This is a genomic window from Burkholderia sp. AU18528, assembly GCF_002223215.2.
GTDB classification, from domain to species: Bacteria; Pseudomonadota; Gammaproteobacteria; order Burkholderiales; family Burkholderiaceae; genus Burkholderia; species Burkholderia semiarida.
Window position 1 is genome coordinate 63,319 of sequence record NZ_NKFC02000005.1, and the last position, 25,534, is coordinate 88,852.

A 25,534-nucleotide genomic window follows, 5' to 3' on the forward strand; every position below is an offset into this window, starting at 1 on the left:
CGGTATTCAGGCCCGAATACGTTCCATTATAGACAGGCTGGACGGGCAACCGGCGCAATTGCGCGAGGCGGCGCGGCGCCCGGGCGCAGGCGCGCCCGGGATACCGTCGTCAGGCGGCCGACGACAGCTTCAGGCCGACCAGCCCCGCGACGATCAGCGCCGCGCTCGCGACGCGCGCGGCGGTCAGCGCCTCACCCATCATCACGATGCCGAACACGAACGCGCCGACCGCGCCGATGCCCGTCCACACCGCGTACGCGGTGCCGAGCGGCAACTGGCGCATCGCGACCGCGAGCAGCCCGAAGCTGGCCAGCGCCGTCACGATCGTGAACACCGACGGACCGAGCTTCGTGAAGCCGTCCGACGATTTCAAGCCGGCCGCCCAGGCCACTTCCAGCAAACCGGCGATCAACAACCATACCCACGCCATCTCGACGTACTCCGTATCGGATGGGGCCGTCCCCGTTGAAGCGAATGACCCGGGGTCGTCCCCGGACGGCGCCGAGTATAACAAGCGGCTTACAGGCCTGCCGGCGGCCGGTGCGGGGGCGCAGCGGGCCGCGCGGTCAGTTCGCCACGCGCTTGGGCGCGCCCCCGCCGACGCAGCGGTCGTCGCGGTACAGCGCCCACTCCTCGCACACGCGGCCGTCCTTGAACACGCACATGCCGACCTGCCCGCTCGACAGGTTACGGATCACATGGCGACCGCCGAGCTTCTCGCAGTTGACCGACGCGGGATTGGCCAGCGCCGCCCGCGCGGGCGGCTGCTGCCCGGGCGGCAGCGGCTGGGCGAACGCGCCGGGCGCAGCCAGCGCCAGCGCACAGATGACGACCAGACGGACGGACATTGCACGCTCCTCGTTTTTCGTTCGGGGAACGGTCAGGATAGCGGGGATTGCGCGGCCGGTGTGCAAGGCCGGCCGCGGTCGCGAAACTGTCGCGCCGGCGCAACCCTGCCGGCGCGCGGCCCCGCACCGCCCGTCACACGGCGCCGACGAGCCGGTAGCCGACGCCCGTCTCGGTGACGATGTGCTCGGGCTGCGCGGGGTCGGCCTCGAGCTTCTGGCGCAGGTGCGCCATGTAGATGCGCAGGTAGTGATGGCTCTCGACGTGCGACGGCCCCCACACGTCGCGCAGCAGCTGGCGATGCGTGAGCACGCGCCCCGCGTGGCGCACGAGCGTCGCGAGCAGCCGGTATTCGAGCGGCGTCAGGTGCACGATCGCGTCGTCGCGCCACACCTGGCGCAGCGCGAGATCGACGCTCACGGCGCCGAAGGTCACCTTCGGCGACTCGTTCGCGCCGCCCTGGTTGCGCCGGCGCAGTTGCGCGCGAATCCGCGCGCGCAGTTCGGACACGCCGAACGGCTTGGTCAGGTAATCGTCGGCGCCCGCATCGAGCGCCGCGACCTTCTCCTCTTCCTGCGTGCGGGCCGACAGCACGATCACCGGCACCTCGGACCAGCCGCGCAGCTCGCGGATCACGTCGAGGCCGTCGGTGTCCGGCAGCCCGAGGTCGACGATCACGAGGTCGGGCTTGCGCGTCGCCGCGTCGATCAACCCCTGCTTGCCCGTCTCGGCTTCGAACACCGCGATGTCCTCCTCTTCGAGCGCGGCGCGCACGAAGCGGCGGATCTGCTTTTCGTCCTCGATCAGGACGACGGTCAGGGTGGGTTCACTCATGGTCGGGCAATGACTCGGATGGGGGCGATGCGTCCGGCAGGTCGGATTCGTCGTCGGGCACGGCCGGTGCGGCCGGCGGCGTGTCGACCGGCAGCGTGAACCAGAAGCGCGCGCCCGTCACGCGGCCGTCGGGCGCGGTGCGGTTGAGTGCGCCGATTTTACCGCCGTGCGCCTCGACGATCGCACGGCAGATCGCGAGGCCGAGCCCGATGCCCGGCGTCGCCGATTCCTTCTCGCCGCGCGTGAACTTGTCGAAGATCCGCGCCTCCATGCCGGCCGGAAGGCCCGGGCCGTGATCGTCGACGTGCACGCGCACGAACGGGCTCCCGTCGTCGGTCACGCGCTCCGCGCCGATGTCGAGCGACGTATCGGGCGGCGTGTACTTCGCCGCGTTCTCGAACAGGTTGGTGAACAGCCGCTCCATCAGCACCGCGTCCATCTGCAGCAGCGGCAGGTCGGCCGGCAACGCGACGCGCACGGGATGGCGCGCGAGCACGCGCCGGCAGGCGGCAAGCGCGGCGCCGACGGTTTCCTCGAGCAGCGACCACTGGCGCTTGAGCTGCAGGCTGCCGGCCTGCAGCCGCGCCATGTCGAGCAGGTTCGTGACGATGCCCGTCATGCGCAGCGCCTCGTCGTGAATCGCGTCGACGAGCTCGCCCTCGCGCTGCGCGAGGCGCGCGGCCGCCGCGCCGTCGCCGGCCTGCGCGGCCGCGCGCCCGTTCGCGAGCATCGACGAGAAGCCGACGATCGTCGTGAGCGGCGTGCGCAGGTCGTGCGAGATCGCCGACAGCAGCGAGTTGCGAAGCCGCTCGGATTCCATGTTGACGAGCGCGTCGCGCGCGATCTCGACGTAGTGCACGCGCTCCAGCGCGAGCGCGATCTGCGCGGCGAATGCGTCGAGCATCCGCTGCTGCTCGGGCACCTCGAGTTCGCGCGGCTCGCGCGATGCGACCGCAAGCACGCCGCGCGTGCGCATCGGCGCCTTCAGCGGCAGGTACAGCGCGGCCGTCGCCGGCAAGGTATCGGTGCCGCGCCCGGCCGGCTTCTGTTGGTCGTACACCCACTGGCCGACGTCGCTGTCGAGCTCCGCGCCCGTCAGCGTGACGGCCGCATCGGGCTCCTCGATCTTCTGGCGCACCTGGTCGGCACTGTCGGGCAGCAGGATCGCGACGCGCGCGCGGAACACCTCGCCGACGTGGCGGCTGCCGATTTCGACGATCTGCTCGGTCGTCAGCGCCGCGCCGAGCTCGCGCGCCATCGCGTAGATCGCGCCGGTGCGGCGCTCGCGGCGCTGCGCGACGCTTGCCTGGCGCGTGAGCGTCGACGTCAGGTGGCTGATCACGAGCGACGTCAGCAGCATCCCGAAGAAGGTCAGCAGGTATTGCGTGTCGCTGACCGAGAACGACATGCGCGGCGGCACGAAGAAGAAATCGAACGCGGCCACCGACAGGAACGACTGCAGCACGCCCGGGCCGCGCCCGAGCCGGACGGCCGAGAACACCACGCCGAGCAGGTACAGCATCACGAGGTTCGTGAGGTCGAGCCGCGCGGACACGACGCTCGCGACGACGGTGATCGCCGCGCAGATCGCGGCCGCATACGCGTAGTGGCGCGGCGGCGAGCGGTGCGTGCCGAACTGCGCGAACGCATCGCGCCAGTCGCGCGCCCGCGCGTCGAGCGGCGCGGCGCGCGCCTCGTCGCTCGCGGACGCGCGAATCAGCATCAGGTCGACGTCGCCCGCGCGTTCCGCCAGTTGCTCGCCGAACGGCCGCGCGAAGCGGCGCGCGAGCCCGACCTTCGGCGAGCCGCCCGCGACGAGCTTCGACACGTTGCGCACCTTCGCATAGCCGATCAGCGCGGCGACCGCGTCGGCGCCGGCGAGCGTGGCCGTCTCCGCGCCGAGCTCGGCCGCGAGCTTCAGCGCGTCGAGCGTGCGCTGCCGCCGCGCGTCGGGCAGCCGCTGCAGGCGCGGTGTCTCGACGTACACGGCGATCCAGTCGGCCTTCAGGCTCGCGGCGAGGCGCGCGGCCGCACGCACGAGCGTCGGCGCCTCGGCGCCCGGGCCGACGCACACGAGCAGCCGCTCGCGCGCCTGCCAGATGCGCTGGATCGAACGGTCGGCGCGGTACTCGCGCATCTGCGCGTCGACGCGATCGGCCGTGCGCCGCAGCGCCAGCTCGCGCAGCGCGATCAGGTTGCCCTTGCGGAAGAAGTTGCGCACCGCGCGCTCGGCCTGCTGCGCGAGATAGACCTTGCCGTCGCGCATCCGCTCGAGCAGCTCCTCGGCCGGCAGGTCGACAAGCGTGACTTCGTCGGCCGCGTCGAACACGCGATCGGGCACGGTCTCCCACACGCGGATGCCGGTGATCGCGCCGACCACGTCGTTCAGGCTTTCGAGGTGCTGGACGTTGACGGTCGTATATACGTCGATGCCCGCGTCGAGCAGCTCGTAGACGTCCTGCCAGCGCTTCAGGTGCCGCGCGCCCTGCACGTTCGAATGCGCGAGCTCGTCGACGAGGATCAGTTGCGGCGCCCGCGCGAGCGCGCCGTCGAGATCGAATTCGGCGAGCGTGCGGCCGCGATAGTCGATGCGGGCGGACGGCAGCACGTCGAGGCCGTCGAGCAGCGCGGCCGTCTCGGCGCGGCCGTGGGTCTCGACGATGCCGACGACGACGTCGACGCCTTCCTGCACGCGCTGACGCGCGGCCTGCAGCATCGCGTAGGTCTTGCCGACGCCGGCGGACGCGCCGAAGAAGATCTTGAGCTGGCCGCGCCGCTGCTTTTCTTCGTCTCGCTGCAGCTTGTCGAGGAGTTGGTCGGGATCGGGACGATTCATGCGTGAGGAAAGCGGAGCGCCCGGATGCGCGCGGGTACGAGCATTGTGGTTCCAAATCGCCGCAAAAGGCAAAGACGGCGCGCGCGCCGTCGGGAAAAGCGCATCCGGCACGGTTCAGGCCGCGCCGGATGCCGGTCAGCCCGCGCGATCGATCAGTGCGCGGCCTGCGCCGCGTCGAGCGCGAGGTTCAGCTTCAGCACGTTCACGCGCGGCTCGCCGAGCACGCCGAACTGGCGGCCCGTCGTGTTCGCGGCGACGAGTTGCGCGACCGCGTCCGGCGCCAGATTGCGCGCCTTCGCGACGCGCTCGACCTGATACGCGGCGGCGGCCGGCGTGATCTCCGGATCGAGGCCGCTCGCCGACGCCGTCACGAGGTCGACCGGCACCGGCTTCGACAGGTCGGTGCCGGCATCGCGCAGCGCGGCGATGCGCGCCTTCACCTGATCGGCGAGCGACGGGTTCAGCGGGCCGAGGTTCGAGCCGCCGGAGCCGGCCGCGTTGTACGGCATCGGCGCGGTGGCCGACAGCCGGCCCCAGAAATACTTCGGCGCGTCGAACGGCTGGCCGATCAGCGTGGAGCCGACGATCTTGCCGTTCTGCTCGATCAGGCTGCCGTTGGCCTGCGACGGAAACACGGCCTGACCGAACACGGTCATCACGGCCGGGTAAGCGAGCCCAGTCACGGCGGTCAGGATGACGAACAGCACGACGAGCGGGCGAATCAACGATTTCATGATGGTTCCTTCAAGTGCGGCGGGCTCAGGCCCAGCCGAGCGCGGCGAGTGTCATGTCGATCAGCTTGATGAACGGGAACGGCAGCAGCACGCCGCCGAGGCCGTACACCAGCAGGTTGCGCCGCAAGAGCGACGCGGCGCCGAGCGGCCGGTAGGTCACGCCCTTCAGCGCGAGCGGAATCAGCGCGACGATGATCAGCGCGTTGAAGATCACCGCGGACAGGATCGCGGACGCCGGCGACGTCAGGTGCATGATGTCGAGCACGCGCAGTTGCGGGTAGGTCGTCACGAACGCGGCCGGGATGATCGCGAAGTACTTCGCGATGTCGTTCGCGATCGAGAACGTCGTCAGCGAGCCGCGCGTCATCAGCATCTGCTTGCCGATCTCGACGATCTCGATCAGCTTCGTCGGGTTCGAGTCGAGGTCGACCATGTTGCCGGCCTCCTTCGCCGCCTGCGTACCCGTGTTCATGGCCACTGCGACGTCGGCCTGCGCGAGCGCCGGCGCGTCGTTGGTGCCGTCGCCCGTCATCGCGACGAGACGCCCGGCCGCCTGATGCTCGCGAATCGTCGCGAGCTTGGTTTCCGGCGTCGCTTCCGCGAGGAAATCGTCGACGCCCGCTTCCGCCGCGATCGCCGCGGCCGTCAGCCGGTTGTCGCCCGTCACCATCACGGTCTTGATGCCCATCTTGCGCAGCTCCGCGAAGCGCTCCTTGATGCCGCCCTTCACGATGTCCTTCAGCTCGATCACGCCGAGCACGCGCGCCACCCCGTCCTGCAGGTCGGCCACGACGAGCGGCGTGCTGCCGCGGCGCGCGACGTCGTCCACCGCGCGGCGCACTTCGTCCGGAAAGCGGCTGCCGTGCGTCTCGACGTAGCGGCGGATCGCGTCGGCCGCGCCCTTGCGGATCTCGCGGCCCGGCAGGTCGACGCCGCTCATCCGCGTCTGCGCGGAAAAGCCGAGGAACGTCGCGTGCAGTTGCGCCATGTCGCGCTGGCGAATGTTGAAGCGCTCCTTCGCGAGCACGACGATGCTGCGGCCTTCCGGCGTTTCGTCGGCGAGCGACGACAATTGCGCGGCATCGGCCAGCGCTTCCTCGGTCACGCCCGGCGCCGGCACGAACGCGGACGCCTGACGGTTGCCGAGCGTGATCGTGCCGGTCTTGTCGAGCAGCAGCACGTCGACGTCGCCGGCCGCTTCCACCGCGCGGCCCGACGTCGCGATCACGTTCGCCTGCATCATCCGGCTCATCCCGGCCACGCCGATCGCGGACAGCAACCCGCCGATCGTCGTCGGGATCAGGCACACGAGCAGCGCGACGAGCGCGGTGATCGTCACCACGTGGCCGGCCTTCATCGCTTCGACCGAGAACATCGAGAACGGCAGCAGCGTCGCGGTCGCGAGCAGCATCACGATCGTCAATGCGACGAGCAGGATCGTCAGCGCGACCTCGTTCGGCGTTTTCTTGCGCTTCGCGCCTTCGACCATCGCGATCATCCGGTCGAGGAACGCCTCGCCGGGGTTCGCGGTGACCTTGACGACGATCCAGTCGGACAGCACGCGCGTGCCGCCCGTCACCGACGAAAAGTCGCCGCCCGATTCGCGGATCACCGGCGCGGATTCGCCGGTGATCGCCGACTCGTCGACCGACGCGACGCCGTCGACGACCTCGCCGTCGGCCGGGATCACGTCGCCCGTCTCGACCAGCACGACGTCGCCTTTGCGCAGATCGGACGCGGTCGTGATGCGGATCGGCGACTTCGGATGCGGCTCGTTCAGCTTCTTCGCCATCACGTCCTTCTTCGCGCTGCGCAGCGACGCGGCCTGCGCCTTCGAGCGCCCTTCGGCGAGCGCTTCGGCGAAGTTCGCGAACAGCACCGTGAACCACAGCCACAGCGCGATCGCGAGGATGAAGCCCGCGGGCGCCTCGGCCTGGCCGGCGAGCGCCGCGATCCACAGGATCGTGGTCAGGATGCTGCCGACGTACACGCAGAACATCACCGGGTTGCGGAACTGCGTGCGCGGCGTGAGTTTCTTGAACGAATCCACGATCGCCGGGCGCAGCAGCGCCGGATCGAACATGGACCGTGTTGCGGAATGTTGAGTCATTGCGATCTCTTCAAGCTCTTCAGTCTTTTATGTGTCGCCATGCGGGCGCGTCACGGGTGGATCACGCGCCCAGCCACATCATCAGGTGCTCGACGCCCGGGCCCAGCGCGAGCGCCGGCACGTACGTCAGCGCGCCCACCAGCATCACCGTGCCGAGCAGCAGCACGACGAACAGCGGGCCGTGGGTCGGCAGCGTGCCGCTCGTCACCGCGATGCGCTTCTTCGCGGCGAGGGAACCTGCGATCGCCAGCACCGGCACGATCGTGCCGAAACGGCCGAACCACATCGCGATCGCGGTCATCCAGTTGTAGAACGGCGTGCCGACCGTCAGGCCCGCGAACGCGCTGCCGTTGTTGTTCGCGGCGGAGCTGAACGCATAGAGGATTTCCGAGAAGCCGTGCGGGCCGGGGTTCGCGATGCCGGCCTTGCCCGCGTCGGCGAGCACGGCGATCGACGTGCCGACCAGCACGAGCAGCGGCGTGAGCAGCACGACGATCGACACCATCTTCATCTCGTACGACTCGATCTTCTTGCCGACGTATTCCGGCGTGCGGCCGATCATCAGGCCGGCGACGAACACCGCGAGCAGCGCGAACACGAGCATCCCGTAGAGGCCCGAGCCGACCCCGCCGTAGACCACCTCGCCGAGCTGCATCAGCAGCATCGGCACGAGGCCGCCGAGCGGGGTCAGCGAATCGTGCATCGCGTCGACCGCGCCGCACGACGCGGCCGTGGTCGCGACCGTGAAGATGCCGGTCTGCGCGATCCCGAAGCGCGTTTCCTTGCCTTCCATGTTGCCGCCCGGCTGCAGCGCACCGGCCGACTGGTCGACGCGCAGCGCGGCGAGCGTCGGGTTGCCGGCCTGCTCGGCGCTCACCTCGACGCCGATCGCGATGACGAACGCGACCGTCATCGCCGCGAGCACCGCGACGCCCTGCCGGCGGTCGCCGATCATGCGGCCGAACACGAGACACAGCGCGGCCGGGATGATCAGGATCGAGAAGATCTGCAGAAAGTTCGCGAACGGCGTCGGGTTCTCGAACGGGTGCGCGGAGTTGGCGTTGAAGAAGCCGCCGCCGTTGGTGCCGAGCATCTTGATCGCTTCCTGCGAGGCAACCGGGCCCATCGCGAGCGTCTGCTTCGTGAGCGGCGTCGTCACCGTGACCGGGTTGCCCTTGTCGTCCTTCACCGGGTTGCCCTGCGCGTCGAGCTTCGGCGCCGCGTAGGTGCTCGCCTGCAACACCGGCACGTCCTGGTACGCCTTCATGTTCTGCAGCACACCCTGGCTCATCAGCAGCGCGGCGACGAGCGCCGCCATCGGCACGAGCACGTACAGCGTCACGCGCGTGAGGTCGACCCAGAAGTTCCCGATCGTCTGCGCGGTGTGGCGCGCGAAGCCGCGGATCAGCGCGATCACGACGACGATGCCGGTCGCCGCCGACAGGAAGTTCTGCACGGTCAGGCCGAGCATCTGCGACAGATAGCTGACGGTCTGCTCGGGCGCGTAGTCCTGCCAGTTCGTGTTGGCGACGAAGCTGACGGCCGTGTTGAACGCACCATCGGGCGTCATCGCGCCGAACTGCTGCGGGTTGCCGGGCAGGAAGCCCTGCAGGCGCAGCAGCGCGTAAAGAAACAGCACGCCGAGCGCGTTGAACGCGATCGTCGCGATCGTGTACTGCTTCCAGTTCATTTCCGTGCCCGCATCGACGCCGGAGATGCGGTACAGCACGCGTTCGAGCGGCGCGAACACGCGCACGACCCGCGAACTGCCGTCCATCACGGCGCTCAGGTAGCGCGCGACCGGCACGGCCGCCGCCAGCAGCACGACGATGAACAGCAGCGTCTGCAACAGGTTGTTCGCGTTCATTCGATGTCCTCCGCGCGCAGCAGCGCAAAGACGAGATACGCGAACAGCAGGGCCGTCGAGGCGCCCGCCAGCCAAAGCATCCAGGTCATGCGCGCCCCCCGCGACCGTATTGCACGAGCTTGTCGCAGCCGGCAAGCAAACCGAGGATCAGCGCGGTGAAGAGCACCAGTGCGCCGATGAAAACCCCATCCATTTTTATGTTCTCCGTCGTCGAAATCGGACGACTAGAACCTTATGGGAACGCGCGTAAAGGGCGGGTCAAAGCTGTCGGGGCGGGTATAAAAAACGCGTAAACGCGCGGGGCGGGACCGGAGCGAATCGAGGCGGGACGGACGGCGCGGCGGCGCCGCCCGCGACAGGCGCGTACCGGCGCGGCGCCGGCACGCGGGAGCGGATCAGGGAACGAGGATCGTCGAACCGGTGGTCTTGCGTGCTTCCAGATCGGCATGCGCGCGGCCGACTTCGGCGAGCGGATAGCGCTGGTTGATGCTGGTCTTCACCTTGCCCGACAGGATCACGTCGAACAGCTCGGCGGCCGCGGCTTCGAGATCGGCGCGCTTCGCGATGTACGAGAACAGCGTCGGCCGCGTGAAGAACAGCGAGCCGCGCGACGAGAACTCCTTCGAGTCGATCGGCGGCAGCGGGCCCGACGCGTTGCCGAAGCTGACGAAGTAGCCGAGCGGCGCGAGGCAGTCGAGCGAACCGACGTAGGTGTCCTTGCCGATCGAATCGTAGACGACCGGTACGCCCGCGCCGCTCGTGATCTCCTTCACGCGCTGCGTGAAGTTCTCACGCGTATAGACGATCGGATGATCGCAACCGTGCGCCTTCGCGAGTTCGGCCTTCTCGTCGGAGCCGACCGTGCCGATCACGGTCGCGCCGAGCGCCTTCGCCCACTGGCACACGAGCAGGCCGACGCCGCCGGCCGCCGCGTGGATCAGGATCGTGTCGCCGGCCTTCACCGGGTACGTGCGGCGCAGCAGGTAGTGGGCGGTCAGCCCCTGCAGCATCACCGACGCCGCGTCGTCGTAGCTGATTCCGTCAGGCAGCTTCACGAGCCGCTCGGCCGGCATCGCGCGTTCTTGCGCGTATGCGCCGGGCGGCTGCCCGACATAGGCGACGCGGTCGCCCGCCTTGAACGCGGTCACGCCGTCGCCGACGGCCGTCACCTCGCCCGCCGCCTCCATCCCGAGGCCGCCGGGCAACGGCTGCGGATACAGGCCGGTGCGGAAATACACGTCGATGTAGTTGAGCCCGACCGCGTGCTGCCGGATGCGGACTTCGCCCGCCTTCGGCGCGCCGACATCGACGTCGACCCACTTCATCACGTCCGGGCCGCCCGGCTGGTCGTATCGGATTGCTTTCGGCATCGTTTCGCTCCTCGTTTGTCTGGAATCTGGAAATCCGGTTCGGCGAATGCATCGACGTCGTCCCAACGGCGATGCGTGTGAACGCGGGTCATGGCGGACGATTCTCGCGCGTCGTGCGCGGTCGTGCAGCGCGTCGTCGCAATCCCTTCACCTCGGTAGGGTTTTCGCAGGAAATGTATTGCATGGGCCGCGTTCACACTTGGTCACATTCATATCAAGACCTTTGGGTCGTGCGAATTTGCGCTCCGTTCGCGTTGACCGAGGCTGGCCGCACCGCGAATTTGGCCTTGCGCCCGTGCAAGACACGTCTCCCGTGCCGCGTTGTCGTACTGCGCTCCCGGAACCGGCGACATCGACACGGGTCGGCCGGCAATTCGAATTCGTGCTACGCACATTTATGAGATGACGAGCGTGCTATTTTGCCCTTTGCCCAATTCACCCAACCCACGCCATGAAACGCTTTCTTGTCCAGAACTTGCTTGTTTTCGCGTCGTTGTCAGCGAGTATTGGCAGCGCAACCGCGGCTGCGGTCCCTCGTGTCGACGGCACCCGGCTACTCGACGGCGTGAGTCGATCGGACAGCAGTCCCTACGCCGACGCCGAACGCCACGCGATGGCCGGGTATCTGGCCGGGGTCGCCGATACGACTGAGGGCAAGGACTGGTGCGACAACGGTCGCGTCAAACCGGGCGAAATCGATTCGGAAGTGCTCGCCGCGCTTCGCCAACTGCCGAGAGACGTACTGAAGGCAAGCGCAGCGAGGTTGGTTGCCCACGCCTTACGACAAAAATTCCCTTGCCGCTAACCGAGGAACGCTCGCTTGAAACCACCGTTCTCCATACTGAGCAGCCACTATCCAGGCAACAAGACCGTTTCGAGGGAAGCGCTTTTTCAGGAATTGGGCTGGCAAGACCTGATCCAGAATCCGTCGTATGCGAATACGTGCGCCATCCGGATCAGCGTGGCACTTGTCAAAAGCGGAATAACGTTGCGCGGCGGACTGGTCATTCAGAAAGGGCCGCACCGTGGGCGCCGCATCGAGGCGGGGCAGGCCAGGCTGGCCAAGATGCTGGCCGAGCCGGCGTATTTCGGCAAAGCCGAAGTGTTTCGGCGCGACGACGCCGTGACCGGCATCGCCTCCAGAAAGGGCATGGCGGCCTTCTGGAACATTCCGGGATACATGAACGGGCGTGGCGGGCATATCGACCTGATCGACGGTGCGCGAGCCCTCTGTGGTTCAGACTGCTACTGGACGGCATCCGAAGTGTGGTTCTGGCCGCTACGGTAATCGGTGGTATCCGGATTCTACGTCATCCACACCGCTCTCCTTGACCGGCGGCGTCACCCTGCCGTAGTGGCCAAACATGGCGACACCGTACAACGACAATCGCGCCCGCCCCGCGCCTAGCAAACGTCCTGCATGCTCCTCGCCAGATCGTCGAGCAGCATCCGCGCGGTCGCGACGTTGGTCGCGACCGGCACGTCGTGCACGTCGCACGCGCGCACCAGCGCGGTGATGTCGGGGTCGTGCGGCTGCGCGGTCATCGGGTCGCGCAGGAACACGACGAGGTCGACGCGGCCGTCGGCCAGTTCCGCGCCGATCTGCAGGTCGCCGCCGAGCGGCCCCGACAGCTTGCGCTCGACCTCAAGCCCGTGCGCGGCCGCGATGCGGCCGCCCGTCGTGCCCGTCGCGACCAGCCGGCATTGCGCGAGCGTCTCGCGAAACTGACCCGCGAGCGCGACGATCTCGTCCTTCTTCGCGTCATGCGCGATCAGTGCGATACGGGGTTTGCTCATCTCCAGTTCCTTCGTCGTTCGGTTGTCGTCGTCGTGAATCGAAAAGCGCGGGTCAGAACGTGCCCGGATACGCGCCGCCGTCGAGCAGCCAGTTCTGCCCGGTGATGTAGCCCGCGTGCACGCTGCACAGGAACGCGCAGGCCGCGCCGAATTCGGCACGCGTGCCGAGGCGCCCGGCCGGGATGTCCTTCGTGCGGCGCGCGCGCATCTCGTCGACCGTCACGCCCTGCGCCTTCGCCGACGCGGCGAGCGTCGTCGCGATCCGGTCGGTATCGAACAGCCCCGGCAGCAGGTTGTTGATCGTCACGCCCTGCCCCGCGACCTTGCGCGACAGCCCCGCGACGAAGCCGGTCAGCCCCGAGCGCGCGCCGTTCGACAACGCCAGCACGTCGATCGGCGCCTTCACCGCCGAACTCGTGATGTTGACGATCCGGCCGAAGCCGCGCGCGATCATCCCGTCGATGGTCGCGCGGATCAGCTCGATCGGCGTCAGCATGTTCGCGTCGAGCGCGCGGATCCAGTCGTCGTGGGAGAAATCGCGGAAGTCGCCGGGCGGCGGGCCGCCGGCATTCGTCACGAGAATGTCCGGCTGCGGGCACGCGGCGAGCGCGGCCGCGCGGCCGTCCGGCGTCGTGATGTCGCACGCGACCGCCGTGACCGACACGTTCGCGCCGGCGCGGATCTCTTCCGCGGTTTCCTCCAGCGTGTCGCGCGTGCGCGCGACGATCACGAGGTTCACGCCCTCGGCGGCCAGCGCTTCCGCGCAGCCGCGCCCGAGGCCCTTGCTGGCCGCGCACACGAGCGCGGTCTTTCCTTCGATGCCGAGATCCATCTTCGCTTCCCTGGTGGCGCGCGTGCCGACGCGGCTCCCCGTTGCCGCCGGCCGGCAGGCAAACGGGCGAACGGGCGGGCGCGGCACGCGGATTGTCGTGAGACGTCGATAATATCCGGATCGCGCGGCGCGCCTTGGTAAAATTGCGGCCATGAGCGACGGCCGGCCCACACCCGCCGCCGCCCCCGATCCCCTTTTGCCGTCAAGGCACCCCGTCATGAAACAGGACAGCCGTTTCCCGAACCTCTTCATCACCGATCACCCGCTGATCCAGCACAAGCTCACGCACATGCGCGACAAGGACACGTCCACGCGCACGTTCCGCGAACTGCTGCGCGAGATCACGCTGCTGATGGGCTATGAGATCACCCGCAACCTGCCGATCACGACCAAGCGGGTCGAAACCCCGCTGGTGGCGGTCGACGCACCGGTGATCGCCGGCAAGAAGCTCGCGATCGTGCCCGTGCTGCGCGCGGGCATCGGGATGTCGGACGGCCTGCTCGACCTGGTGCCGTCCGCGCGCGTCGGCCACATCGGCGTGTACCGCGCCGACGACCATCGCCCGGTCGAATACCTGGTGCGCCTGCCGGACCTGGAAGACCGCATCTTCATCCTGTGCGACCCGATGGTCGCGACCGGCTATTCGGCCGTGCACGCGGTCGACGTGCTCAAGCGCCGCAACGTGCCGGCCGCGAACATCATGTTCGTCGCGCTCGTCGCCGCGCCCGAGGGCGTGCAGGTGTTCCAGGACGCGCACCCCGACGTGAAGCTGTTCGTCGCGTCGCTCGACTCGCACCTGAACGAGCACGCGTACATCGTGCCGGGCCTGGGCGACGCCGGCGACCGCCTGTTCGGCACCAAGAACTGACCGCACCAGGCGTCCGGCGCCGCCGTGCCGCGCGGCCCGGCGCGCCGCGACGGCCGCCCTGGCCGTTCGGCCATGCGCGGCGGCCCCGAACCGGCGGTCGCCGCGTGATAAAATCACGCTCCACTCGACACGCGCGGCCCCGCGGCTTCATGCCCGCCGACACGGCCGCCGATTCAACGACACACTGAAACAATCGCCCGCGCCGCGCGCCCGGGCACGGAGAAAGGTATGGCTGGTCATTCGAAATGGGCCAACATCAAGCATAAGAAGGCAGCGGCCGACGCGAAGCGCGGCAAGATCTGGACCCGCCTGATCAAGGAAATCCAGGTGGCGGCGCGCCTCGGCGGCGGCGACGTCAACTCGAACCCGCGCCTGCGTCTCGCGGTCGACAAGGCGGCCGACGCGAACATGCCGAAGGACAACGTCAAGCGCGCGATCGATCGCGGCGTCGGCGGCGCGGACGGCGCGAACTACGAAGAGATCCGTTACGAAGGCTACGGCATCGGCGGCGCGGCGATCATCGTCGACACGCTGACCGACAACCGCACGCGCACGGTCGCGGAAGTGCGCCACGCATTCTCGAAGTTCGGCGGCAACATGGGCACCGACGGCTCGGTCGCGTTCATGTTCGATCACGTCGGCCAGTTCCTGTTCGCGCCCGGCACGTCGGAAGACGCGCTGATGGAAGCCGCGCTCGAAGCCGGCGCGAACGACGTCAACACGAACGACGACGGCTCGATCGAAGTGCTGTGCGACTGGCAGGCATTCTCGGCGGTGAAGGACGCGCTCGAAGCCGCGGGCTTCAAGGCCGAACTCGCCGAAGTGACGATGAAGCCGCAGAACGAAGTCGAATTCACCGGCGACGACGCGGCGAAGATGCAGAAGCTGCTGGACGCGCTCGAGAACCTCGACGACGTGCAGGACGTGTACACGAACGCCGTCATCGTCGAGGAATGAGATGCCGGCCGCCGCGCACCTGTCGCGGCGGCGGCCCGACCGATTCCGCGGCCGGCGCGCCTGAGCGTGCCGGCCGCCCTGTTTTCTAGTCTGCGGGGAATCCCATGAAACTACTCGTCGTCGGTTCCGGCGGCCGCGAACATGCGCTGGCGTGGAAGCTCGCGCAGTCGCCGCGCGTCCAGATGGTCTACGTCGCGCCCGGCAATGGCGGCACGGCGCGGGACGAGCGTCTGAAGAACGTCGACATCACGGCGCTCGACGAACTCGCCGATTTCGCGGAACGCGAAGGCGTCGCGTTCACGCTCGTCGGGCCGGAAGCGCCGCTCGCGGCCGGCATCGTCAACCTGTTCCGCGCACGCGGCCTGAAGGTATTCGGCCCGACCCGCGAAGCCGCGCAGCTCGAAAGCTCGAAGGATTTCGCGAAGGCGTTCATGAAGCGCCACGGCATCCCGACCGCCGACTACGAAACCTTCGCCGACGCGGCCGCCGCCCATGCGTACATCGACGCGAAGGGCGCGCCGATCGTCGTGAAGGCCGACGGCCTCGCGGCCGGCAAGGGCGTCGTCGTCGCGATGACGCTGGAAGAAGCGCATGCGGCCGTCGACATGATGCTGTCGGGCAACAAGCTCGGCGATGCCGGCGCGCGCGTCGTGATCGAGGAATTCCTCGATGGCGAGGAAGCCAGCTTCATCGTGATGGTCGACGGCAAGCATGCGCTGGCACTGGCTTCGAGCCAGGACCACAAGCGCCTGCTCGACGAGGATCGCGGCCCGAACACCGGCGGCATGGGCGCGTATTCGCCCGCGCCGATCGTCACGCCGCAGATGCACGCACGCGTGATGCGCGAGATCATCATGCCGACCGTGCGCGGGATGGAGAAGGACGGCATGCGCTTCACGGGCTTCCTGTACGCGGGCCTGATGATCGACAAGGACGGCAATCCGCGCACGCTCGAGTTCAACTGCCGGATGGGCGACCCGGAAACGCAGCCGATCATGGCGCGCCTGAAGAGCGATTTCTCGAAGGTCGTCGAGCAGGCGATCGCGGGCACGCTCGACACGGTCGAGCTCGACTGGGATCGCCGCACCGCGCTGGGCGTCGTGCTGGCCGCGCACGGTTACCCGGACGCGCCGCGCAAGGGCGACCGCATCAACGGCATCCCGGCCGAAACCGAACAGGCCGTGACGTTCCATGCGGGTACGACGCTCAACGACGGCGACAAGCTCGTGACGTCCGGCGGCCGCGTGCTGTGCGTGGTCGGCCTCGCCGATTCGGTACGCGAAGCGCAGCAGCATGCATACGACACGATCAACCAGATCAACTTCGAAGGCATGCAGTACCGCCGCGACATCGGCTTTCGCGCGCTCAACCGCAAGAGCGCGTGACGTCGCCGTCGCCGCCCCGCGCGCTCGCGGCGGCGGCCCCTCTGCCGGGGTTCGATAGAATGCCCGGCAGACGCTTTTTTTACGGCCCCCGCGTCAGGCGGGGGCAGCCAGTCCAGACATGACCGATTCGACCTACGACGTGGCGCGCGTGCGCACGTACCTCCAGGGCCTGCAGACACGGATCGCCGACGCGCTCGGCGCGCTCGACGGCACGCCGCTCGCGACCGACACGTGGCAGCGCGGGCCGGCCGAACGCCTGCGCGGCGGCGGCTGCACGCGGATTCTCGAAGGCGGCCGCGTGTTCGAACGCGCGGGAATCGGCTTTTCCGACGTCGCGGGCGACGCGCTGCCGCCGTCGGCGAGCGCGGCGCGCCCGCAGCTCGCGGGCCGCGGCTTCGAGGCGCTCGGCGTGTCGCTCGTGCTGCACCCGCGCAATCCGTACTGCCCGACCGTGCACATGAACGTGCGGATGCTGATCGCGACGAAACCGGGCGAGGCGCCCGTGTTCTGGTTCGGCGGCGGCATGGATCTGACACCGGTTTACGGTTTCGAGGACGATGCGCGGCATTTCCACCAGACCTGCAAGGATGCGCTCGACCCGTTCGGCCTCGAGCTCTACCCGCGCTTCAAGCAATGGTGCGACGAATATTTCTTCCTGAAGCACCGCAACGAAACGCGCGGCATCGGCGGGATCTTCTTCGACGATTTCTCGGAGCCCGGTTTCGAACGCTCGTTTGACCTGATGCAAAGCGTCGGCGATGCGTTCCTGCACGCGTACCTGCCGATCGTCGAGCGCCGCGCCGAGTTGCCGTACGGCGAGCGCGAGCGCGACTTCCAGGCCTACCGGCGCGGCCGCTACGTCGAATTCAACCTCGTGTTCGACCGCGGCACGCTGTTCGGGCTGCAAAGCGGCGGCCGGACCGAGTCGATCCTGATGTCGATGCCGCCGGTCGCGAACTGGCGCTACAACTGGCAGCCCGAGCCGGGCTCGCCGGAAGCGCGCCTGTATAGCGACTTCCTCGTGCCGCGCGACTGGGTCTGAACCCGCCCGCCCCGCTGCCCCAACGAAAGGACGCGTTTCTCTGGACACCACCACCCGCCCCGCCCCGCTGCCGCGCCGTATCGGCTTGCTGGGCGGCACCTTCGACCCGATCCACGACGGCCATCTCGCACTCGCGCGCCGGTTCGCCGAACTGCTCGACCTGACCGAGCTCGTGTTGCTGCCCGCCGGACAGCCGTACCAGAAACGCGACGTGTCGGCCGCCGAGCACCGGCTCGCGATGACGCGTGCGGCCGCCGGCACGCTGTCCGTGCCGGGCGTGACCGTGACCGTCGCCACCGACGAGATCGAGCACACCGGCCCGACCTACACCGTCGAGACGCTCGCGCGCTGGCGCGAGCGGATCGGCCCGGATGCGTCGCTGTCGCTGCTGATCGGCGCCGACCAGCTCGTGCGCCTCGATACGTGGCGCGACTGGCGCACGCTGTTCGACTACGCGCACATCGGCGTGTCGACGCGCCCGGGCTTCGAGCTCGGCGCGGCGCCGCCGGACGTCGCGCGGGAAATCGCCGCGCGGCAGGCCGGCGCCGACGTGCTGAAGGCGACGCCGGCAGGCCGCCTGCTGATCGATACGACCCTTTCGTTCGACATCGCCGCGACCGACATCCGCGCGCACCTGCGCGAATGCATCGCACGCCATGCGCAAATGCCCGACGCGTCGGCCGAACATGTGCCAGCCGCCGTATGGGCCTATATTCTTCAACATCGCCTCTACCATTCCTGAACCCATGGATATTCGCAAACTGCAGCGCGTGATCGTCGACGCCCTCGAAGACGTCAAGGCGCAAGACATCAAGGTGTTCAACACCAGCCACCTGACCGAACTGTTCGACCGCGTGGTCGTCGCCTCGGGCACTTCCAACCGCCAGACCAAGGCCCTCGCGTCGAACGTGCGCGACAAGGTCAAGGAAGCCGGCGGCGACGTCGTCAGCTCCGAAGGCGAGGACACCGGCGAATGGGTGCTGGTCGACTGCGGCGACGCGGTCGTGCACATCCTGCAACCGGCGCTGCGCCAGTACTACAACCTCGAGGAAATCTGGGGCGACAAGCCCGTGCGGATGAAGCTCGGCGGCGGCAAGGGCAACGGCTTCGCGACGGCGAGCGAAGACGACGAGGAAGAGGAAGAAGCGCCCGCCCGCCCGGCGCGCAAGACGGCCGCCCGCCGCCGCTGAGTCGCGGCGCGTCTCCCCGATGAAGCTTTTCATCCTCGCGGTCGGCCACAAGATGCCGGGCTGGATCGCATCCGGCTTCGACGAATACACGAAGCGGATGCCGCCCGAGCTGCGCATCGAGTTGCGCGAAATCAAGCCTGAACTGCGTTCGGGCGGCCGCAGCGCCGACAGCGTGATGGCGGCCGAGCGGCAGAAGATCGAGGCCGCGCTGCCGAAGGGCGCGCGGCTCGTCGCGCTCGACGAGCGCGGCCGCGACTGGACCACGATGCAGCTCGCGCAGGCGCTGCCCGGCTGGCAGCAGGACGGCCGCGACGTCGCGTTCGTGATCGGCGGCGCCGACGGGCTCGATCCGGAGCTGAAAGCGCGCGCCGACGTGCTGCTGCGCATCTCGAGCATGACGCTGCCGCACGGCATGGTGCGCGTGCTGCTCGCCGAACAGCTTTACCGGGCGTGGAGCATCACGCAGAATCACCCCTACCACCGCGCATGACGTGCCGTCCTCGAGACGCGCGCCGCGCGCGCTCAACGAGATAACGACACCATGCCGTCCAGCACGTCTCCCGCACTTTCCCCGACCCCGCTTTCCCAGACGCTCTACCTCGCTTCGCAAAGCCCGCGCCGCCAGGAGCTGCTGCGGCAGATCGGCGTACGCTTCGAGCTGCTGCTGCCGCGCCCCGACGAGGACGCCGAGGCGCTCGAAGCCGAGCTTCCCGGCGAAGCCGCCGACGCTTACGTGCGGCGCGTGACCGTCGCGAAGGCCGAGGCCGCGCGGGCGCGCCTCGTCGCGAGCGGCAGGCCGGCCGCGCCGGTGCTCGTCGCCGACACCACCGTGACGATCGACGGTGCGATCCTCGGCAAGCCGGCCGACGCCGACGATGCGCTCGCGATGCTGACCCGCCTCGCGGGCCGCGAACACGAGGTGCTCACCGCGGTTGCCGTGATCGGCGCCGACGGCGAACTGCTGCAGCCCGCGCTGTCGCGCTCGTCGGTGCGCTTTGCGGCTGCCCCGCGCGACGCCTTCGCGCGCTACGTCGAAACCGGCGAGCCGTTCGGCAAGGCGGGCGCGTATGCGATCCAGGGGCGCGCCGCTGAATTCATCGAGCGAATCGACGGTTCCCATTCGGGTATCATGGGTCTGCCCCTTTTTGAGACTGCCGCGTTGCTGCGCACCGCGCGCCTCGCCTTCTGAATCCCACCATGAACGAAGAAATCCTGATCAACCTCACGCCCCAGGAAACGCGGGTCGCACTCGTCCAGCAAGGCGCGGTGCAGGAGCTTCACGTCGAGCGCACGCTGTCGCGCGGGCGGGTCGGCAACATCTATCTGGGCAAGGTCGTGCGCGTGCTGCCCGGCATGCAGTCGGCGTTCATCGACATCGGCCTCGAGCGCGCGGCGTTCCTGCACGTCGCCGACATCTGGCATCCGCGCCTCGCCGGCGAGCCGCAGTCGGGCGCGCCGCACCAGCCGATCGAGAAGATCGTGTTCGAAGGCCAGACACTGATGGTCCAGGTGATCAAGGATCCGATCGGCACGAAGGGCGCGCGGCTGTCGACGCAAGTCAGCATCGCGGGCCGCACGCTCGTGTATCTGCCACAGGAACCGCACATCGGGATCTCGCAGAAGATCGAGAGCGAGGCCGAGCGCGAGGCCGTGCGCGCGCGCCTGACGGCCGTGATCCCACCGGACGAGAAAGGCGGCTACATCGTACGCACGATCGCCGAGGATGCGACCTCCGAGGAGCTGGCCGGCGACGTCACGTACCTGCGCAAGACGTGGGCGACGATCGTCGCGCAAGCGCAGCGGCTGCCGGCGACGAGCCTGCTGTACCAGGATCTCGATCTCGCGCAGCGCGTGCTGCGCGATTTCGCGAACGACGACACGACGCGCATCCAGGTCGATTCGCGCGAGACGTACACGCGTCTCGCGGAATTCGCGGGCGAGTTCACGCCAGCCGTGAGCCCGAAGCTGCATCACTACACGGGCGAGCGGCCGCTGTTCGACCTGTACAACATCGAGACGGAGATCCAGCGCGCGCTGTCGCGCCGCGTCGACCTGAAGTCGGGCGGTTACCTGATGATCGACCAGACGGAGGCGATGACGACGATCGACGTGAACACGGGCGGCTACGTCGGCGCGCGCAACTTCGACGACACGATCTTCAAGACCAACCTCGAGGCCGCGCACACGATCGCGCGGCAACTGCGGCTGCGCAACCTCGGCGGCATCATCATCATCGACTTCATCGACATGGAGAACGCCGAGCATCGCGACGCGGTGCTGTCCGAGCTGAAGAAGGCGCTGTCGCGCGACCGCACCCGCGTGACGGTCAACGGCTTCTCGCAGCTCGGGCTCGTCGAGATGACGCGCAAGCGCACGCGCGAATCGCTCGCGCACGTGCTGTGCGAACCGTGCCCGACCTGCCAGGGCAAGGGCCAGGTGAAGACGTCGCGCACCGTGTGCTACGACATCCTGCGCGAGATCCTGCGCGAATCGCGGCAGTTCAACCCGCGCGAGTTCCGCGTGATCGCCGCGCAGCAGGTGATCGACCTGTTCCTCGACGAGGAGTCGCAGCATCTGGCGATGCTGATCGATTTCATCGGCAAGCCGGTGTCGCTGCAAGTGGAATCGAACCTGAGCCAGGAGCAGTACGACATCGTGCTGATGTAACCTTTCGCCCATCCGCCGCCAGCATTGCCGGGCGGTGCCCCGATGCGGCGTCCGGGCTGTTCGCGCATGCCGCGCCGGCCCCGCCGCCGCCCTTTCATTGACCCTTTTCGCATTCACCACACACCATGAGCCAAGGCCACAACCGCCGCCAACGCAAGAAACTCCACATCGGCGAATTCCAGGAACTCGCGTTCAACGCCACCGCGCATTACCGCAACGACATGACCGACCTCGAGCGCGGCCAGTTGATCGATGCGTTCATCGACTTCGTCGAAGCGAACGGGCTGCTGACCGTCGCGTCCGCGGACGAAGGCATCGGCGCGTACGTGATCTCCGGCGCGCCGCGCGGCACGACGACCGACGCCGACCGCGAACGCGTGCGCGGGTGGCTGGCCGCCCGCCCGGAACTGACCGACGTCAAGGTCAGCGAATTCACCGACGCATGGTATCCGGACGCCTGATTTCGGGATTTCACGCGGCTTAAGACGGCGCTCGCGCCGTCCCGCCACGACGGCCGGCCACGCTGGCGTCGCTTTTCCGAATGGTCATGATCGCGGCGGGCGTTGCGACGCTGAAGTCGCTGTCCGCGGGCGTCGGCTCGGCTCGCCGAGCCGACGCACCGGCGGCGCCCGCGTCGTTGTCGACGATCCGGCGCCGCCGCCGGACCGCCGGCCGGCCTTCGATCCCTTCCTTTTCCCGACGGCCGGCCTGCAACCCGCCATCGAAATCGGACCTGAAAGCAAGACACGTTAAACTCTCACCTCGCGTGGTGCGCCGCCCGCACCCGCCATCCATCGCCAGCCGCGTGCCCTCGGGCCGCCCCCGACCCATGGAGTGAGTGTCAATGAGCGGCGGACTCCCGTTTCCCGCATCCCGCAAGTCGTTGCCGTCGTCGACGGTCTTCCTGATTCTCGCCGCCGCCGCGCTGCTGTCCGGCTGCGGACTGCTGCCGGTCCAGAACCCGCCCGCACCAATCAGCGAGGCGCTCGTCGAGCCGGTCGAGGAGACAGCCGGCGAGCCGCTGACGATGCCGCCCGTGCCCGCGCCGACGCAACCGGAGACGCCGGAAGCGCCGAAGAAGCCGCACCGCGAGGTCGCTCGGCCGAAGCCCGTGCAGCGCCCCGAATCGCCGACCCCGCCGCCGCCTCCGCCCCCGCCGATCGTCGCGACGCGCCCGCTCGACCGTACCCAGATCCATGCGCTGCTCGACAGCGAGGTCGCGCGCCGCAACGGCAAGGTGGTCGGCCGCGCGGTCGACATGGTGGTCGACGCGAGCGGCAAGCCGCGCGAGATGATCGTCAATCTGCAGGGCTTCATGGGCATCGGCGACCGCAAGGTCATCTTCCCGTGGAGCGTGTTCCGCTTCACGCCGGGCGGCAAGCAGGAGCCGATCGTGCTCGACGTGCCGTCGGGCGATCTGCCGCCGGCCGCGCGGCCGAAGGCCGTGCCGCTGTCCGGCTCGGCCGCGGCGTCGCCGGCGACGCGCCTGCCGATGCTCGACAGCGACGTCGAGCGCCCGAACGGCACGAAGATCGGCCGGATCGTCGACGTGCTGATCGACCGCGGCGCCCAGCCGCAGGCCGTCGTGCTCGACCTCGGCGGGCTCGTCAATACCGACCGGCGTTCGATCGCCGCGAGCTGGGGCGCGCTGCGCTTCGTCACGCGCGACAAGGCGCTGCGCGCGCAACTCGACCTGAACGACGCGCAGATCAAGGCGTCGCCGCCGTACGCGGCCGACAAACCGATCGTCGCCGTCTTCCCGCCCGTTGCCCCGGCGGCGCCGGCTTCGTCTGCGAGTGCCACCCGATGACGATCAAGCATTCCGTCAGCGTTCGCAGTCTCCGGGCCCTCGACTGGCTCAACTTTTTCGTTGCAAACGTTCAAACCGGGTTCGGTCCGTTCATCGCGTCCTACCTCGCGTCGCACAAGTGGACGCAGGGCGAGATCGGCATGGTGCTGTCGATCGGTACGATCAGCGCGATGGTCAGCCAGGTGCCGGGCGGCGCCGCCGTCGATGCGCTGAAAAACAAGAAAGGCGCGGCTGCGTGGGCGATCGCGGCCATCATCCTGTCCGCGGTGCTGCTCGCGTCGAGTCCGACGATCGTGCCGGTGATCGCCGCCGAGGTGTTCCACGGTTTTGCCAGCTGCATGCTGGTGCCGGCGATGGCCGCGATCTCGTTCTCGCTCGTCGGCCGCGCCGACCTCGGCGACCGGCTCGGCCGCAACGCGCGCTGGGCGTCGATCGGCAGCGCGGTCGCGGCCGGCCTGATGGGGCTGACCGGCGAATACTTCTCCGCCCGCGCGGTGTTCTGGCTGACCGCCGTGCTGGCGCTGCCCGCGCTGTTCGCGCTCGCGATGATCCAGCCGACGCACCAGGTGATTCCGCAGTCGTCGAAGCCTGACGACGTCGACGAAGCCGGCGAGCGCGAAACGCTGCTCGAACTGCTGCGCGATCGCCGGATGCTGATCTTCGCGGCCTGCGTCGTGCTGTTCCATCTGTCGAACGCCGCGATGCTGAACCTCGCGGCCGGCGAAGTCACGGCCGGGATGGGCGAGAACGTGCAGCTCGTGATCGCCGCGTGCATCATCGTGCCGCAGGCGATCGTCGCGATGCTGTCGCCATGGGTCGGCCGCTCCGCGCAGCGCTGGGGGCGCCGGCCGATCCTGCTGCTCGGCTTCTCCGCGCTGCCGGTGCGCGCGCTGCTGTTCGCCGGCGTCAGCAGTCCGTACCTGCTCGTGCCGGTGCAGATGCTCGACGGCATCAGCGCGGCCGTGTTCGGCGTGATGCTGCCGCTGATCGCGGCCGACGTCGCGGGCGGCAAGGGCCGCTACAACCTGTGTATCGGGCTGTTCGGGCTCGCGGCCGGGATCGGCGCGACGCTCAGCACCGCGGTGGCCGGCTACGTCGCCGATCACTTCGGCAACGCGGTCAGCTTCTTCGGGCTCGCGGCCGCCGGCGCGCTCGCGGTGCTGCTGGTGTGGCTCGTGATGCCCGAAACGCGCGTCGGGAACGGCGATGCGACGGCCGACGAACCGGCGGCCGCATCGCCCGAACAGGCGCATTGACGGCGGCGCACCGCCGCTACCCGCTTCTTGACCGACGCACGATGGATACGATCAGGACACTCAACGAAGCCCGTCAGCAGATCCAGCAGTCGATCTTCGATCTGTTCAAGGGGCTGTCATTCAGCGAGCGGCTCGCGCAAGGCGGACTGATGGCGCTGCAGGCGGTGTGCGGCGCGTGCCTCGCGTATGCGATCGGCCGCGCGATGCATACCGAGCAGGCCGTATGGGCGGCGATCACCGCGATCGCGGTCACGCAGCACAACTACTCGGACACGATGTCGCTGTCGCGCGACCAGTTCATCGGCGCGATGGTCGGCGGCGTACTCGGTTTCGCCGGTGCGGCGCTGGGCGGCGATCGCCTCGTCGCGTACGCGATCACGGTCGCGGTCGTGATCGTCTGCTGCTGGTGCCTGAACATCGGCAGCGCGGCACGGCTCGGCGGAGTGACCGCGACGATCGTGCTGCTGTTCCCGGGCAACGGCCCGCTGTGGGACGTTCCGCTGATCCGGCTCGGCGAAGTGACGCTCGGCACGGTGTGCGCGCTCGGCGTGTGCTGGGTGATGTCGAGAATCGAGCGGCGCTGGTTCGGCCGCGCGGCGGCAAGGTGATGCGGCGCCGGGCGACGCGCCCGGCAGCCGGATGAACGATCGGAACGCTGCGTGAAGGTGACGGGTGACGGGCCGGGTGGTTACGGACCGACCCGCAGCACGATGCCCGAGCCGATCTGCACGAGCAGGTAGTCGCCGCCGACGCCGACCCAGTGATAGCCGCGCGGCGGCGCGCTCAGGTGGTAGCCGCGCCAGTCGTCGACCACGTACTGACGATCGCGGAATTCGTCCGGCAGCCGGTCGCCCTTGTGCCAGTCGCGGCGCGGCCCGTCGGCCCAGCGCGGCGGTACGTCGTCGCGATGCATCGCGTGGCCGGGCGGCACGTGTTTCGGGCCATGCCCGCGATGCATGCCGGGGCCGCCGCGGTCATCGCGATTGCCGTGGTTACCGTGATCCTGCGCCATCGCCGCCGTCGCGGCGCAGCCCGCCGCGATCAGTGCGGCCAGCATCATGCCGTGCATCCTCTTCATTGTCCTTCCCTCCGTGGTGTCACGTCGAACAAGAAACGACCAGGACTGCCCGATG

Annotated in this window: 27 protein-coding genes; 15 read left to right on the top strand and 12 right to left on the bottom strand. The window is 68.8% G+C overall.

The annotated features are described in order from the left end of the window. Positions 1 to 109: 109 nt before the first annotated feature. From sugE to CFB52_RS11820, 9 genes are all read right to left on the bottom strand, one after another. Positions 110 to 430, bottom strand: a complete 321-nt coding sequence (gene sugE / locus CFB52_RS11780) for a quaternary ammonium compound efflux SMR transporter SugE (protein WP_034190777.1) — start codon at positions 428 to 430, stop codon at positions 110 to 112. 136 nt (positions 431 to 566) lie between these two features. Next, entirely contained in the window at positions 567 to 848 is a 282-nt protein-coding gene (locus tag CFB52_RS11785; protein WP_059583653.1) for a DUF333 domain-containing protein, read from the bottom strand. Positions 849 to 981: 133 nt separating this feature from the next. Next, positions 982 to 1,680 carry a two-component system response regulator KdpE gene (gene kdpE, locus CFB52_RS11790; protein WP_059583654.1) on the bottom strand — a complete coding sequence of 233 codons (699 nt, stop codon included), beginning with the start codon at positions 1,678 to 1,680 and terminating at the stop codon, positions 982 to 984. Then, positions 1,673 to 4,516, bottom strand: coding sequence for a DUF4118 domain-containing protein (locus CFB52_RS11795; RefSeq protein ID WP_089465013.1), 2,844 nt, complete (start codon positions 4,514 to 4,516; stop codon positions 1,673 to 1,675). Before CFB52_RS11795 ends, kdpE begins: the two co-directional genes overlap by 8 nt. Before the next feature lie 152 nt (positions 4,517 to 4,668). Further along, a complete protein-coding gene (kdpC, locus tag CFB52_RS11800) occupies positions 4,669 to 5,250 on the bottom strand; it encodes a potassium-transporting ATPase subunit KdpC (protein ID WP_059583657.1) in 582 nt (193 codons plus the stop codon). 25 nt (positions 5,251 to 5,275) lie between these two features. Next, on the bottom strand, positions 5,276 to 7,360 hold the full coding sequence (kdpB, locus tag CFB52_RS11805; RefSeq protein ID WP_060312065.1) for a potassium-transporting ATPase subunit KdpB: 2,085 nt from the start codon (positions 7,358 to 7,360) through the stop codon (positions 5,276 to 5,278). A gap of 61 nt (positions 7,361 to 7,421) precedes the next feature. Continuing rightward, positions 7,422 to 9,227: a potassium-transporting ATPase subunit KdpA gene (gene kdpA / locus CFB52_RS11810; protein WP_099316667.1), complete on the bottom strand. Its 1,806-nt coding sequence runs from the start codon at positions 9,225 to 9,227 to the stop codon at positions 7,422 to 7,424. Continuing rightward, positions 9,224 to 9,316, bottom strand: coding sequence for a K(+)-transporting ATPase subunit F (gene kdpF / locus CFB52_RS11815; protein WP_006752209.1), 93 nt, complete (start codon positions 9,314 to 9,316; stop codon positions 9,224 to 9,226). Before kdpF ends, kdpA begins: the two co-directional genes overlap by 4 nt. A gap of 306 nt (positions 9,317 to 9,622) precedes the next feature. Beyond that, entirely contained in the window at positions 9,623 to 10,597 is a 975-nt protein-coding gene (locus CFB52_RS11820) for a quinone oxidoreductase (protein WP_089465015.1), read from the bottom strand. Between the two features lie 451 nt (positions 10,598 to 11,048). On the opposite strand from CFB52_RS11820, the gene CFB52_RS11825 reads away from it, so the two are divergent. Together CFB52_RS11825 and CFB52_RS11830 are read left to right on the top strand one after the other, a co-directional pair. Continuing rightward, positions 11,049 to 11,402: a Rap1a/Tai family immunity protein gene (locus tag CFB52_RS11825; RefSeq protein WP_059646539.1), complete on the top strand. Its 354-nt coding sequence runs from the start codon at positions 11,049 to 11,051 to the stop codon at positions 11,400 to 11,402. Positions 11,403 to 11,417: 15 nt separating this feature from the next. Beyond that, a complete protein-coding gene (locus tag CFB52_RS11830) occupies positions 11,418 to 11,885 on the top strand; it encodes a T6SS effector amidase Tae4 family protein (protein ID WP_081059377.1) in 468 nt (155 codons plus the stop codon). Positions 11,886 to 12,001: 116 nt separating this feature from the next. Here CFB52_RS11830 and CFB52_RS11835 read toward each other — a convergent pair whose 3' ends face one another. Both CFB52_RS11835 and CFB52_RS11840 read right to left on the bottom strand, forming a co-directional pair. Continuing rightward, positions 12,002 to 12,394, bottom strand: a complete 393-nt coding sequence (locus tag CFB52_RS11835) for a methylglyoxal synthase (protein WP_060312056.1) — start codon at positions 12,392 to 12,394, stop codon at positions 12,002 to 12,004. Positions 12,395 to 12,446: 52 nt separating this feature from the next. Next, a complete protein-coding gene (locus CFB52_RS11840) occupies positions 12,447 to 13,226 on the bottom strand; it encodes an SDR family oxidoreductase (RefSeq protein WP_060312052.1) in 780 nt (259 codons plus the stop codon). 217 nt (positions 13,227 to 13,443) lie between these two features. On the opposite strand from CFB52_RS11840, the gene upp reads away from it, so the two are divergent. The 13 genes from upp to CFB52_RS11910 all read left to right on the top strand — a co-directional run bounded on the left by upp (position 13,444) and on the right by CFB52_RS11910 (position 25,009). Further along, positions 13,444 to 14,094 carry a uracil phosphoribosyltransferase gene (gene upp / locus CFB52_RS11845; RefSeq protein ID WP_006481871.1) on the top strand — a complete coding sequence of 217 codons (651 nt, stop codon included), beginning with the start codon at positions 13,444 to 13,446 and terminating at the stop codon, positions 14,092 to 14,094. Positions 14,095 to 14,322: 228 nt separating this feature from the next. Further along, on the top strand, positions 14,323 to 15,051 hold the full coding sequence (locus CFB52_RS11850; RefSeq protein WP_059583669.1) for a YebC/PmpR family DNA-binding transcriptional regulator: 729 nt from the start codon (positions 14,323 to 14,325) through the stop codon (positions 15,049 to 15,051). A 104-nt stretch (positions 15,052 to 15,155) separates the two neighbouring features. Then, on the top strand, positions 15,156 to 16,436 hold the full coding sequence (gene purD / locus CFB52_RS11855) for a phosphoribosylamine--glycine ligase (protein WP_099316668.1): 1,281 nt from the start codon (positions 15,156 to 15,158) through the stop codon (positions 16,434 to 16,436). Between the two features lie 118 nt (positions 16,437 to 16,554). Beyond that, complete coding sequence (gene hemF, locus CFB52_RS11860) at positions 16,555 to 17,478, top strand: oxygen-dependent coproporphyrinogen oxidase (RefSeq protein WP_060312048.1); 924 nt, start codon at positions 16,555 to 16,557, stop codon at positions 17,476 to 17,478. After that, entirely contained in the window at positions 17,444 to 18,220 is a 777-nt protein-coding gene (locus CFB52_RS11865; RefSeq protein WP_373453012.1) for a nicotinate-nucleotide adenylyltransferase, read from the top strand. Before hemF ends, CFB52_RS11865 begins: the two co-directional genes overlap by 35 nt. A 4-nt stretch (positions 18,221 to 18,224) precedes the next feature. Further along, a complete protein-coding gene (gene rsfS, locus CFB52_RS11870) occupies positions 18,225 to 18,668 on the top strand; it encodes a ribosome silencing factor (RefSeq protein ID WP_006484266.1) in 444 nt (147 codons plus the stop codon). A gap of 19 nt (positions 18,669 to 18,687) precedes the next feature. Then, positions 18,688 to 19,158: a 23S rRNA (pseudouridine(1915)-N(3))-methyltransferase RlmH gene (gene rlmH, locus CFB52_RS11875; protein WP_048249282.1), complete on the top strand. Its 471-nt coding sequence runs from the start codon at positions 18,688 to 18,690 to the stop codon at positions 19,156 to 19,158. A 51-nt stretch (positions 19,159 to 19,209) separates the two neighbouring features. Next, entirely contained in the window at positions 19,210 to 19,857 is a 648-nt protein-coding gene (locus tag CFB52_RS11880) for a nucleoside triphosphate pyrophosphatase (RefSeq protein WP_099316669.1), read from the top strand. 8 nt (positions 19,858 to 19,865) lie between these two features. After that, positions 19,866 to 21,335 (top strand): ribonuclease G, encoded by a 1,470-nt coding sequence (rng, locus tag CFB52_RS11885; protein WP_059583675.1) that lies wholly within the window; start codon positions 19,866 to 19,868, stop codon positions 21,333 to 21,335. Positions 21,336 to 21,460: 125 nt separating this feature from the next. Continuing rightward, a complete protein-coding gene (locus tag CFB52_RS11890) occupies positions 21,461 to 21,796 on the top strand; it encodes a YggL family protein (protein ID WP_059583676.1) in 336 nt (111 codons plus the stop codon). 383 nt (positions 21,797 to 22,179) lie between these two features. Continuing rightward, entirely contained in the window at positions 22,180 to 23,145 is a 966-nt protein-coding gene (locus CFB52_RS11900) for a PRC-barrel domain-containing protein (protein ID WP_099316670.1), read from the top strand. Further along, positions 23,142 to 24,401, top strand: a complete 1,260-nt coding sequence (locus CFB52_RS11905) for an MFS transporter (RefSeq protein WP_059583682.1) — start codon at positions 23,142 to 23,144, stop codon at positions 24,399 to 24,401. Before CFB52_RS11900 ends, CFB52_RS11905 begins: the two co-directional genes overlap by 4 nt. Positions 24,402 to 24,442: 41 nt before the next feature. Continuing rightward, on the top strand, positions 24,443 to 25,009 hold the full coding sequence (locus CFB52_RS11910) for an aromatic acid exporter family protein (protein WP_059583684.1): 567 nt from the start codon (positions 24,443 to 24,445) through the stop codon (positions 25,007 to 25,009). An 80-nt stretch (positions 25,010 to 25,089) separates the two neighbouring features. Here the strand turns inward: CFB52_RS11910 and CFB52_RS11915 are convergent, their stop codons facing one another. Further along, entirely contained in the window at positions 25,090 to 25,479 is a 390-nt protein-coding gene (locus CFB52_RS11915; protein ID WP_059646521.1) for an RcnB family protein, read from the bottom strand. Positions 25,480 to 25,534: the final 55 nt, after the last annotated feature.